This window comes from Parvibaculum sp. (assembly GCF_002684405.1).
Classification (GTDB): Bacteria; Pseudomonadota; Alphaproteobacteria; order Parvibaculales; family Parvibaculaceae; genus Parvibaculum.
In genome coordinates, this window is record NZ_NYVD01000108.1 from 1 (window position 1) to 11652 (window position 11652).

9 protein-coding genes and 2 pseudogenes are annotated in these 11652 nt (G+C 63.8%); 9 read left to right on the top strand and 2 right to left on the bottom strand.

The window, feature by feature from the left end; translation table 11 throughout:
• From CMI59_RS10120 to CMI59_RS10150, 7 genes and pseudogenes are all read left to right on the top strand, one after another.
• Nucleotides 1-1757, top strand: a 1757-nt coding sequence (locus tag CMI59_RS10120) for a sensor histidine kinase (protein WP_293328025.1), incomplete at its 5' end; no start/stop codon positions are given.
• 12 nt (nt 1758-1769) lie between these two features.
• Complete coding sequence (locus CMI59_RS10125) at nt 1770-2249, top strand: HPr kinase/phosphatase C-terminal domain-containing protein (protein ID WP_293328028.1); 480 nt, start codon at nt 1770-1772, stop codon at nt 2247-2249.
• A 165-nt stretch (nt 2250-2414) separates the two neighbouring features.
• Nucleotides 2415-2822, top strand: coding sequence for a PTS sugar transporter subunit IIA (locus CMI59_RS10130; RefSeq protein ID WP_293328031.1), 408 nt, complete (start codon nt 2415-2417; stop codon nt 2820-2822).
• 122 nt (nt 2823-2944) lie between these two features.
• Nucleotides 2945-3205: pseudogene (locus tag CMI59_RS10135) on the top strand (HPr family phosphocarrier protein); the annotation flags it as partial.
• Between the two features lie 247 nt (nt 3206-3452).
• A complete protein-coding gene (ahcY, locus tag CMI59_RS10140; protein WP_293328036.1) occupies nt 3453-4856 on the top strand; it encodes an adenosylhomocysteinase in 1404 nt (467 codons plus the stop codon).
• 207 nt (nt 4857-5063) lie between these two features.
• Entirely contained in the window at nt 5064-7637 is a 2574-nt protein-coding gene (locus tag CMI59_RS10145) for a PAS domain-containing sensor histidine kinase (RefSeq protein ID WP_293328039.1), read from the top strand.
• 54 nt (nt 7638-7691) lie between these two features.
• Nucleotides 7692-7982 (top strand): annotated as a pseudogene (locus tag CMI59_RS10150) (GIY-YIG nuclease family protein).
• 108 nt (nt 7983-8090) lie between these two features.
• Here the strand turns inward: CMI59_RS10150 and CMI59_RS10155 are convergent.
• A complete protein-coding gene (locus CMI59_RS10155; protein WP_293328042.1) occupies nt 8091-9599 on the bottom strand; it encodes an NAD(P)/FAD-dependent oxidoreductase in 1509 nt (502 codons plus the stop codon).
• 288 nt (nt 9600-9887) lie between these two features.
• Between CMI59_RS10155 and CMI59_RS10160 the strand changes: the two genes are divergently transcribed.
• Both CMI59_RS10160 and CMI59_RS10165 read left to right on the top strand, forming a co-directional pair.
• Nucleotides 9888-10562, top strand: a complete 675-nt coding sequence (locus CMI59_RS10160; RefSeq protein ID WP_293328045.1) for an RluA family pseudouridine synthase — start codon at nt 9888-9890, stop codon at nt 10560-10562.
• 11 nt (nt 10563-10573) lie between these two features.
• The gene (locus CMI59_RS10165; RefSeq protein ID WP_293328048.1) at nt 10574-11302 is read left to right on the top strand and encodes a glutathione S-transferase; all 729 of its coding nucleotides are present in this window, start codon (nt 10574-10576) and stop codon (nt 11300-11302) included.
• Between the two features lie 32 nt (nt 11303-11334).
• Here CMI59_RS10165 and CMI59_RS10170 read toward each other — a convergent pair.
• Nucleotides 11335-11652 (bottom strand): hypothetical protein (locus CMI59_RS10170; protein ID WP_293328051.1); only part of this gene is annotated, 318 nt, incomplete at its 5' end.

Consider the following 11652-nt stretch of genomic DNA (forward strand, 5'->3'; position numbering starts at 1 on the left):
GAAAGACGGGCCCGGGAGAGGCTCCGTCTTTGCCGACCCGCCTGCTCGCGCTGATCCGGCTTGCCTGGAGCCGCTTTCGCAGTTTTCTCGTCCGGGGCCGCTTTTCCAGCCTGACGCGCCGCATCGTCGTCTTCAACGTCGTCGCCCTCATCGTGATGGTGGCGGGTATCCTCTATATCAACCAGTTCCGCGAAGGCCTGATCGATGCGCGCCGGCAGAGCCTGCTGACCCAGGCCGAGATCATTGCCGGCGCACTGGCGCAGGGCGCGACCGAGGCGCCGAGAGCCACGGTCATCGATCCGCTGGACGGCGGCACTTCCGGCAACGCCGATGAAAGCGGCCCGAACGCGAGCGGGGGGGGCGACAAGGTTCTCCCCATCGTGCCGGAAGCCGCCGCGCCTATTCTCCGTAGACTGACGGTTCCCACCAGGACCCGTGCCCGGCTCTACGACCGGAGCGGCTGGCTGCTGCTCGACAGCCGCCGCCTGTCGGCCTCCGCCCAGGTCGTCGCCTTCGAGTTGCCGCCGCCGGCGGATGCGGATGAGGACCAGAATATCTTCACCCGCCTATATCAATGGATGGTGAGCTTTCTGCCGGGACGCGACCTCGAACTGTTCAAGGAGGCGGGCGGCCAGAACGGCAAGATGTATCAGGAAGTGACAAGGGCGCTGACGGGGCAGGCCGCCAGCATGGAACGCGTCAACGACCGCGGCGAACTGATCGTTTCCGTGGCCGTGCCGATCCAGCGCTACCGGGCGGTACTGGGCGCGCTGATGCTGTCGACGCGCGGCGGCGACATCGACGCCATCGTGCGCGGCGAACGCTTTGCGATCCTGCAGGTCTTTCTCGTCACGCTGGGCGTGACCATTCTGCTTTCGGTCGTGCTGGCCGCGACCATCGCCGAGCCGGTGCGCCGGCTGGCGGAATCGGCGGACATCGTCCGGCGCAGCAAGACGGCGCGGGCGCAGATCCCCGACTTCACCGAACGGCGCGACGAGATCGGCGATCTGTCGGGCGCGCTGCGCGACATGACGAATGCGCTCTACAGCCGCATCGACGCCATCGAAAGTTTCGCCGCCGATGTGGCGCATGAGCTGAAAAATCCGCTCACTTCGCTGTCGAGCGCGATCGAAAGCATCCAGTTCGTGAAAACCGAAGAGCAGCGGCAGAAGCTGAACGAGATCATCAAGGACGATCTGAAACGCATCGACCGCCTCATCAGCGACATCTCCAACGCCTCGCGCCTCGATGCCGAACTGGCGCGCGAGGAAACGGACGATGTGAACATCGCCACATTGCTGGAAGCGGTATGCGATCTCTTTATCGAAACGGGCGTCGCCGAAGGCCGCCGGGTGATGCTCGACATCGATCCGGGCGCGCCGGGCCGCGACCGCATGGTGGTGAAGGGCTTCGACATGCGGCTCGGCCAGGTCGTACGCAATCTGGTGGACAATGCGCTTTCCTTCAGCCCGGAAGGGGCACAGGTGAAGGTGATGGCGCGGCGCGAGCCCGGCAATATCGTCATCATGGTGGAAGATCAGGGACCGGGCATACCCGAAGACAGTCTGGAAAAGATCTTCGACCGCTTCCATACCGACCGGCCCGACAGTTTCGGCAAGCATTCCGGCCTCGGTCTGGCGATTTCGCGCCAGATCGTCGAGGCGCATGGCGGGACCATCCGGGCCGAAAACCGGATGCAGTATGACGAGGTGCAGGGCGCACGCTTCATCGTCACCCTGCCCGCCGCGCCGGTATAGGAAGCGGTCCCGATGACGGAAAACGGCACCACCATCCATGCGACCTGCATTGCCTGCGGTGGGCGGGCCGCGCTTCTGCGAGGCCGCCCCGGCTCGGGCAAATCCGACCTTGCCTTCCGCATGATCCGGGCGGATGCAAGCGGCGAGACGCGCCTCGTCGCCGACGACCAGGTGCATCTTTGCGCATCGCAGGACGGGCTTGCCGCGACCGCCCCTCAGGCGCTGACCGGCCTCATCGAATTGCGCGGCCTCGGCCTGCTGCGCGTCCCCGTGATCGACCGGGCGGCGGTGCGGCTCATTGCCGAGCTGGTGCCGAGGGACGACGTGCCGCGTTTTCCGGCGCCGGAATTCGAGGAAATTCAGGGCGTTCGTCTGCCCCTGATCCGGCTGCACGCCTTCGATCTGACGGCTGCCGACAAGCTGCGGCTGGCGCTTGAAGTGCTGCCCGATCGCGGTTTCCCGGGCGAGGACGGCATTCTGGGCGGGGCCTGAAGGCCGAGGCGTCGCGAAACTGCCTTATTGTTGCGCTGCAACACTTGCCAACCTGCTTAAAATACGTTCACGATGCGGGTTTAGCGGGCGCGAGTTGAGCCATTCGTCATGACAAGAAGGCGGCCTGCCGCGTAAAGCGAAGACGGATGGCAAAGAGGGCGGTGGATGATCGGATTAGTACTCGTTACGCATGGCCAGCTTGCCAGTCAGTTTGTGGCGGCCATGGAGCATGTCGTGGGGCCGCAAAAGCAGGTGGCAGCGATCTGCATCGGCCCCGATGACGACATGGAGCAGCGGCGCCGGGACATACTCGATGCCGTCGCCAAGGCGGACACCGGCGATGGCGTGATCCTGCTCACCGACATGTTCGGCGGCACGCCCTCCAATCTTGCCATTTCCGTCATGGACAAGGCGCGCGTGGAAGTGATTGCCGGCGTGAACCTGCCCATGCTGATCAAGCTGGCCAGCGTCCGCGAGAGCAAGGATCTGCGCGAAGCGGTGGATCAGGCGCAGGAATCGGGCCGGAAATACATCTCCATCGCCAGCCGCGTCCTCGCGGGCGACGGCGCGTGACTTCGCCGATGCCCCGGGAGGACGAAAACCGCGCATCCGGGACATCCGGCGCCTCCCCTTCCGAAAGCGGCGCCTCCTCTTCCGAAAACGGCGCCTCCTCTGCCGAAAACGGCGAATGCCGCCGCACCCTCACCATCGTCAACAGCCGGGGCCTTCATGCCCGCGCCTCCGCCCGCTTCGTGCAGGTGGCCGAGCAGTTCAAGGCCGATATTTCGGTGAGCCGGGACGGGCATACCGTGCCGGGCACCTCCATCATGGGTCTGATGATGCTGGCGGCGAGCAAGGGCTCCTCCATCGATGTCTCGGCCACCGGCTCGCAGGCGGAAATGGCGATCAAGGCCCTGGCCGAGCTTGTCGAGGACGGCTTCGGCGAACGGCATTGACCTGTCCGGCCCCCGATTGCCCATCGGAAACAAAGATATAAACATTTCTTTATGTCGTCCTTGCCCCATCGGGTCGGGCTTGTTATAACCACGCCGAATTTGCCGGGCCGACCGGCTGACGCTGGCGCGGGGCCCACGGCCTTGCGCGGGGTGCGCTACCGCCGGAATCGGCGATTTTTCGCAGAGTTCGGTGCTGCGCCCGCAAGGCAAAACACAGACCGACGACACCAAAGGAGTTATATCGCCCATGGGTGCCAAACAGGATTACGTCATTCACGACATCTCGCTTGCCGATTACGGCCGCAAGGAGATCGAAATCGCTGAGGCCGAGATGCCGGGCCTGATGGCCACGCGCGAGGAATATGCCAAGTCGCAGCCGCTCAAGGGTGCGCGGATCGCCGGCTCGCTGCACATGACCATTCAGACCGCCGTGCTGATCGAGACGCTGGCCGCGCTGGGCGCCGACATCCGCTGGGCGTCGTGCAACATCTACTCCACGCAGGACCACGCCGCCGCCGCGATCGCCGCGGGCGGCACGCCGGTTTTCGCCGTGAAGGGCGAGACGCTGGAAGAGTACTGGGAATACTGCCACAACATTTTCGAATGGGCCGATGGCGGCGTTCCGAACATGATTCTCGACGATGGCGGCGACGCCACGCTCCTCATCCATCTCGGCATCCGCGCTGAGAAGGGCGACACCGCCTTCCTCGACAAGGCGCAGAATGAGGAAGAGACGGCGCTCTTCGCTTCGATCAAGAAGCGCCTGAAGGACAATCACGGCTGGTACACGAAGGTCGGCGAAGCCATCATGGGCGTCTCCGAAGAGACGACCACCGGCGTTCACCGCCTCTATGAAATGTTCAAGAAGGGCGAACTGCTCTTCCCGGCGATCAATGTGAACGACAGCGTGACGAAGTCGAAATTCGACAACCTCTATGGCTGCCGCGAATCGCTGGTGGACGGCATTCGCCGTGCGACCGACGTGATGATGTCCGGCAAGGTCGGCGTCGTCGCGGGCTTCGGCGATGTGGGCAAAGGCTCCGCCGCGTCGCTGCGTCAGGCCGGCTGCCGCGTGCTTGTGACCGAGATCGACCCGATCTGCGCGCTCCAGGCCGCCATGGAAGGCTATGAAGTCGTGCCGATGAATGAAGCTGCGACGCGCGGCGACATCTTCGTCACCACGACGGGCAATATCGACGTCATCACCGTCGATCACATGCGGTCGATGAAGGACCGTGCCATCGTCTGCAACATCGGCCATTTCGACAGCGAAATTCAGGTCGGTGCGCTCAAGAACTTCAAGTGGACGAACATCAAGCCGCAGGTGGACGAGATCGAATTCCCCGACGGCAAGAAGATCACCCTGCTGGCCGAAGGCCGCCTGGTGAACCTCGGCTGCGCCACGGGCCATCCGAGCTTCGTGATGTCCGCCTCCTTCACCAACCAGGTGCTGGCCCAGATCGAACTCTTCACCAAGACCGACGAGTACCCGATCGGCGTCTACACGCTGCCCAAGTCGCTCGACGAGAAGGTTGCGATGCTGCACCTCGAGAAGATCGGCGTGAAGCTCGAGAAGATGAGCAAAGAGCAGTCTGACTATATCGGCGTGCCGGCTGAAGGCCCCTTCAAGCCGGAACATTATCGCTACTAAGCGATTTTGCGCCGATCGCAATCGCGCCCGTCGCGAATACCAGACCGCGATCGGCGCGATTGCTTTCAAGCAGGGCCCGGCTCTTCATGAGCCGGGTCTTTTTGTTGGCAGTTTCGAAATGCTTCCGCACATAGTGTAAACTTTCGACGGTCTGCTGATTTGGGCAGATTGAACCTGCCTGCGGGGGGCAGGCATAAGGAAAGCGGTATGCAGGGGGCAAAAGGCAGCAAGACGCGCGGCGGGTGGCGCGCATGCGCGGTCGGCGCAGGCGGCGCGCTATGGCTTGCCGCGACGGCGGGGCCCGCGCAGGCCGATAATCTCGTCGGCTCCGCGCTGACGGCGCTGGGTGTGCCCGAAGAGGTCGCCGCCGACCAGAACATCATCATCGCCTATGCCGTCGCGGCGGGCATCGCGCTCGCGGCGATCCTGTTTACCGTGGTGGCGATGCGCGCCGCCCGCGCCGCGCGCAAGACCGCGATCTCGCGCGAGGACGAGCTGACCGCCTTGTCGGTGCGGCTCGACACGGCCGAATCGATCCTGGCCGCCGAGCCCGACGCCCTCTTTATCTGGACGCCGGAAAGCCTGCGCGCCTCCCCCGGCACCTTTCAGGCGCGGCCGCGCATCGTCGGCTCCACCGCGGGGCTGGTGGATCCGGCCTCGGGCGACCTTGACTATAATTACCTGCTGGAGCGCCTCCGGCCTGAAAATGCGGGCCGGCTCAACACCGCCGTGCAACGCCTGCGGCGGCTCGGCGCGCGCTTTTCCCTCCATGTGGAAGCGCTGGACGGGCGCATTTTCGAGGCGGAAGGCCGGCCCGCGGGCGCGCTTGCCGTGCTCTGGCTGCGCGACGTAACGGGCGAACGCGCCGAGGTTGCGCGCCTGACCGAGCGCATGCGCCAGGCCGACACCGAACGGGCGCGCTACGAAACCCATCTGATGGAAGTGCCCTGTCCGGCCTGGCGGCGCGACGGGGAGGGCCGTCTCGTCTGGGTCAACAAGGCTTATGCAATCGCCGTGGACGCCACCTCGCCCGAAGAGGCGGTGTCGCGGGAGCTGGAACTGCTGGGCGAGGAAGCGCTGGGCGCCATGCGCCGCAAGCTCTTCGACAAGCCGCGCGTGCAAAGCCGCACCCATGCGATCATGTCGGGCGAACGCCGCGCCCTCGATGTGGTGGAAAGCCATCTCGATGGCGGCACGGCGGGCATTGCCATCGACGTGACGGCGGAAGAAAACCTGCAGGACGACCTGAAGCGGCATATCGAGAGCCATGCCGAAACGCTGAACCGGCTCAATACGGCGGTTGCGATCTGCGGGCCCGACAAGCGTCTCAAATTCCGCAATCACGCCTTCGAGGAACTCTGGGGTCTGGAGTCGCAATGGCTCGACGAAGAGCCGACCGACAGCGCGGTCCTGGATGAATTGCGCGCGCAGCGTCGCCTGCCGGAACAGGCGAATTTTCAGGCCTGGAAGCAGGCGCGCATGGAGCTTTACACCTCCACCCAGCCGGTGGAGGAATTCTGGCATCTGCCGGACGGGCGCACGGTGAAGCTGAACGCGCAGGCGCATCCCTTTGGCGGCGTCATCTATCTCTATGAGAACGTCACCGAACGGCTCAACCTGGAAAGCTCCTACAACACGCTGGCCCGCGTGCAGCGCGAAACGATCGACCACCTCTATGAGGGCGTGGCCGTGTTCGGCAGCGACGGGCGCCTGAAGCTGTCCAACCCCGCCTATGGCCGCATCTGGGGCCTGTCGGAAGAACAGCTAGCCGACGAACCGCATGTCAGCGACATCATCGATCTGTGCCGCCCGCTCTATGCGGAACCGGAAGAAGCCGAGCTGCTGCGCACGCAGGTGACGATGGTGTCGGGCATGCGCGCCAACACGACCGGGCGCCTCAACCGGCCCGACGAGACGGTGGTCGATTTCGCCATCGTGCCGCTGCCCGACGGGGCGACGCTCATCACCTATCTCGACGTGACCGATGCGACGCGCATGGAGATCGCGCTCAGGGAACGCAATGACGCGCTGGAAACGGCGGACCGGCTGAAGTCGGAATTCATCAGCCATGTCTCTTATCAACTGCGCACGCCGCTCACCAATATCATCGGCTTCGGCGAAATCCTGGAATCGGAAATGTTCGGCGGTCTGGAACCGCGCCAGCACGAATATATGCAGGGCATTCTCGAAAGTTCGCAGACCCTGCTCGACACGGTGAACGACATTCTGGATCTCGCCGTGATCGAAGCGGGCGCGATGACGCTCGACCTGTCGGACATGGAAATTTCCGAAGTGCTTTATGCGGCGGAGGAATTCGCGCAGCGCCCGGCCCAGAAGAGCAAGGTGGGCCTGAAGGTCGACTGCCCGGCCGATACCGGCGCGATCCGCGCCGACGAAAAGCGCATCAAGCAGATCATGATCAACCTCTTGTCGAACGCGCTCTCCTTCACCAGCCCCGGCGACACCATCACCATCGGCGCAAGGCGGCACGAAAATTCGGTCGAGCTTTACGTGGCCGATACGGGCGACGGCATCAAACCGGAATTCCAGTCCACCGTCTTCGACCGTTTCGAGGCGCATGGCGGACAGGACCGCCGCCGCGGCGCGGGACTCGGCCTGTCGCTGGTGCGCTCCTTCGTGGAGCTGCATGGCGGCTGGGTGACGCTGGAAAGCGCGCCCGATCTCGGCACCTGCGTGACCTGCCACCTGCCGGTCCGCGCCGCCCCGCCCCGGCCCGCCGAAACGCCTGCGCTGAGCGATCGGGACGCGGTGGTGGATTGAGCCTGTTCCATCGTCATTCCGGGCTCGACCCGGAATCCATACAGAGGGTGCGGCGTGAAAGGCGGTTGGGTTTACATCATGACCAATGCGCCGCGCGGGACGCTTTATATCGGCGTGACGGCGGATATCGCGCGCCGTACGACGGAACATCGTGAAGGACCGATCCACGGTTTCACGAAGCGGTACGGGCTGAAGCGCCTCGTTTACGCCGAACGATACGAAGAGATCGAGCAAGCCATCGCGCGGGAAAAACAGCTCAAGAACTGGAAGCGTGAGTGAAAGATCGAATTGATCGTTTCGGCGAACCCCGATTGGGAAGATCTCTACGATAGGCTTCTGTCATGACGCGAGACCGGATGGACCCCGGGTCAAGCCCGGGGTGACGAGTCTCGTTTGTCGGGGAATGCCCCTCTATCGTTATTCCGGGCTTGACCCGGAATCCACCTTTAAGCGTCAGCTCGCCAGGCGTTCCGGCTCTTCCACCTGAGGCCGCGCATTGGACGGGGCGGGGTTGGAGAACGCCATGGCGCCGTCGTCGAGCTTACCGAAGCGCAGCATCATCATGTCCTTGGCGTAGTTCTGATAGAGCTTCCACGGCTTGCGGTCGCCCTGCCTCGGGAAGAGATGCTGTGCGCGCTGGATGTAGCCCGACGAAAGGTCGAGCCAGGGCTCTTCGCCCAGATTCGGATCGGTCACACGCGGGGTGCACTGACGATTGCCGGACTTTTTCATTTCGTTCAGCAACCGGCACACATATTCGCAGGTGAGGTCGCATTTCAGCGTCCAGGACGCATTCGTGTAGCCGAAGCAGGAAGCAAGGTTCGGCACGTCTGAATACATCATGCCCTTGTAGCTCATCGTCTCGCTGGGATGGACCTGCGTGCCGTCCACGCTGAGATCGACGCCGCCCAGCATTTTAAGCTTGAGCCCCGTCGCGGTGACGATGAGGTCGGCTTCCAGTTCCTTGCCGGATTTGAGCAGGATGCCCTTCTCGGTGAAGCGTTCGATGTGATCGGTCTCGACCGAGGCCTTGCCCTCGCGGATGGAGGCGAAGAGGTCGCCGTTCGGCACGAGGCAGAGACGCTGGTCCCACGGATTATAGGACGGCGTGAAATGCGTCTTCACGTCGAAATCCGGGCCGAGTTCGGCGCGTACGCCCTTGAGCAGAAGCGATTTCACCTTCTCCGGCGCCTTGCGGCACATGCGGAAGAAATACATGCCCAGCAGCACATTCTTCCACCGGGTGAGGCCATAGGCGGTCTTCACCGGGAGGTTGCGCCTCAGCCAGTTGGCGATCTTGTCTTCCGCGGGCCGCGCGACGACATAGGTCGGCGAGCGCTGCAGCATGGTGACATGCGCGGCGTCCTCCGCCATTTCCGGCACCAGCGTGACGGCGGTCGCGCCCGAGCCGATCACCACGACCTTCTTGTCCTTGAAGTCGATATCGTCGGTCCATTTCTGCGGATGGACGATGCGGCCCTTGAAGTCTTCCGCCCCCGGAAAGTCCGGCGTATAGCCTTCGTCGTAATCGTAATAGCCCGAGCAGACGAAGAAGAAGTTGCAGGTGAACTCGGCGGTCTCGCCCGTATCGCCGCGTTCCGTCTTCACCGTCCACAGCGCATGCTCCGACGACCATGCGGCGGACTTCACCATGTGGCTGTAGCGGATATGCTTGTCGATGCCGTAATCGGCCGCCGTGTCCTTCAGATATTTCAGGATGTTCGGCCCGTCGGCGATGGCCTTGGCTTCCTTCCAGGGCCGGAAGGAATAGCCGAGCGTGTACATGTCGCTGTCGGAGCGGATGCCGGGATAACGGAAGAGGTCCCAGGTGCCGCCCATGTTTTCGCGGCCTTCCAGGATCACATAGGAGCGGTCCGGGCAATTGGCCTGCAGGTGGTAGCCCGCGCCAATGCCGGAAATGCCGGCCCCCACAATGACCACGTCGAAATGTTCCGTCCCCATATATCTCGCTCCCGGAAGTAGTTGATCGTTTCGCTTGGTTTTATACCTTGCTGACATTTTATCAGAATATATCCGAGTGCGCCGCTACGTTTTATGTGGGGTTTCGTGACGCGCGCAAAGTGACGGGTTTCGGCGGGATTTCTCATGGTGTCACCCCGGCTTTATGCCGGGGTCCAGGAGCGCCATGCTCTGAGTTTGCCGCCCTGGATCCCGGGACAAGCCCGGGGTGACAGCATGGTTTGGGGAGCACGCATTGCCCCTGAGCCTGTTTTTCCCCATACCTCTCCCATGAACGCACCCCGCCCCTTCACCTACGACCCGCCGACGGAACCCTGGCTTTGTGTGCTGCATGAGGATGACGACATTCTCGTGCTATCGAAGCCGTCCGGACTTCTCACCGTGCCGGGGAAGGAGCCGCATCTCAGCGATTGTCTGGAGGCGCGCGCCGTGAAGCGCTGGGGCGCGGCGCGGATCGTCCACCGGCTCGACAAGGACACCTCCGGCGTCATGGTGTTGGGCCGCCACGACAAGGCGCGGCGCCATCTAGGCAAGCAGTTCCAGAGCCGCCGCGTGGAAAAAACCTATATCGCTCGCGTCGCCGGTCATGTGACCGGCGACAGCGGCGAGGTCGACCTGCCGATCGCGACCGACCCGGAGCGCCGCCCCATGCAGATGATCGACCATGAGCGCGGGCGCGCCGCCATCACGCGCTGGGAAGTCATGGAGCGCGAGGACGGCGCGATGCCGGTGACGCGGCTCCGCCTCATGCCGCTCACCGGGCGCTCGCATCAATTGCGGTTGCATCTGATGCATCTCGGCCACCCCATATTGGGCGATGCGTTTTATGCCGATGACGAGATCTTCGAGGCCGCGCCGCGTTTGCAGCTCCACGCCGAAACGCTCGGCTTGCGTCATCCGACCGGCGGCGCGAGGGTAAGCTTCACCGATCCTACGCCGTTCTAGAGGCACACGACATGGCGAAACCCTACGAACTCTTCTACTGGCTCGGCATTCCCGGCCGGGGCGAATTCATCCGTCTGGCGCTGGAAGATGCGGGCGCGCCTTACGTGGACGTCACGCGCGAGCGGCCGGACGGTTTTGCCGAAATGCAAAAGCTGATGGAGGAAAGCGAGCGCCCGTCCTTCGCCTGCCCGATCCTGCGGCACGGGCGAACGGTGCTCGGCCAGACGCCGGTCATATTGCATTGGCTGGGACCGCGCATCGGCCTTGCGCCGGAGGCGGAAGCGATGCGGCTCTGGCTGCACCAGATCCAGCTCACCATCGCCGATTTCGCGGTGGAGGCGCATGACACGCATCACCCGATTTCGGTGGCGATGTATTACGAAGACCAGATCGAGGAATCCAAGCGCCGCGCGAAATGGTTCCGCGAAAGCCGCCTGCCGCAAATTCTCGGCTGGTTCGAGACGGTTCTGGAGCGCAACCCGGCGAATGCGAAACGCAAAAGCCCCGTGCTGGCCGGGCGCAGCGTGACCTATGCGGACATCTCGCTTTATTTCCTGATAGACGGGCTCGACTTCGCCTTCCCCAGGGCGATGAAGCAGGCGAGCCGCAAAGTGCCGCTCACCCGTGCCCTGGTCGAGGCCGTGGCCGCCCGGCCGAATATCGCCGCCTATCTCGAAAGCGACAGGCGGCAGGAATTCGGCGACGGCCTGTTCCGGCGCTACCCGGAACTGGACGGCTAGGCGCGATTACGCGCCCCGGTTGCCCGCTCCTGTTACTCGCCTGTGAGGGTCTTCTGAACCTCGCTCGCATCGGCCTGGGCCTTGGCGAGATCGGTTTCGGCAATCCCGGCGCGCGCCATCTCGGCAGCCTTTTCGAGCTCGGCCTTGCGGGCGGCATCGGTCGTATTGGGAATGGCCCCGCCGGTCGCCTTGCAGGGATTGAGCTCATCGGCATCGAAGCCGTCGCCCTTCTCGCCGACAAGGCAGTTCAGCGCGTGGTGCAGATGCATATGCACGCCCTTGAGGCCGCTGGACCCGGCGGCGAAGCCTGCATGCTGGGCCGCGGTCTCGGCGGATTTGGCCGCATCGGC

What these genes read in the sequence shown, in the direction of transcription:
- CMI59_RS10160 (WP_293328045.1), top strand. Translation starts at nt 9,888, where the DNA reads ATGAACGCACCCCGCCCCTTCACCTACGACCCGCCGACGGAACCCTGG.
- CMI59_RS10130 (WP_293328031.1), top strand. Translation starts at nt 2,415, where the DNA reads ATGATCGGATTAGTACTCGTTACGCATGGCCAGCTTGCCAGTCAGTTT.
- ahcY (WP_293328036.1), top strand. Translation starts at nt 3,453, where the DNA reads ATGGGTGCCAAACAGGATTACGTCATTCACGACATCTCGCTTGCCGAT.
- CMI59_RS10155 (WP_293328042.1), bottom strand. Translation starts at nt 9,599, where the DNA reads ATGGGGACGGAACATTTCGACGTGGTCATTGTGGGGGCCGGCATTTCC.
- CMI59_RS10125 (WP_293328028.1), top strand. Translation starts at nt 1,770, where the DNA reads ATGACGGAAAACGGCACCACCATCCATGCGACCTGCATTGCCTGCGGT.
- CMI59_RS10145 (WP_293328039.1), top strand. Translation starts at nt 5,064, where the DNA reads ATGCAGGGGGCAAAAGGCAGCAAGACGCGCGGCGGGTGGCGCGCATGC.
- CMI59_RS10165 (WP_293328048.1), top strand. Translation starts at nt 10,574, where the DNA reads ATGGCGAAACCCTACGAACTCTTCTACTGGCTCGGCATTCCCGGCCGG.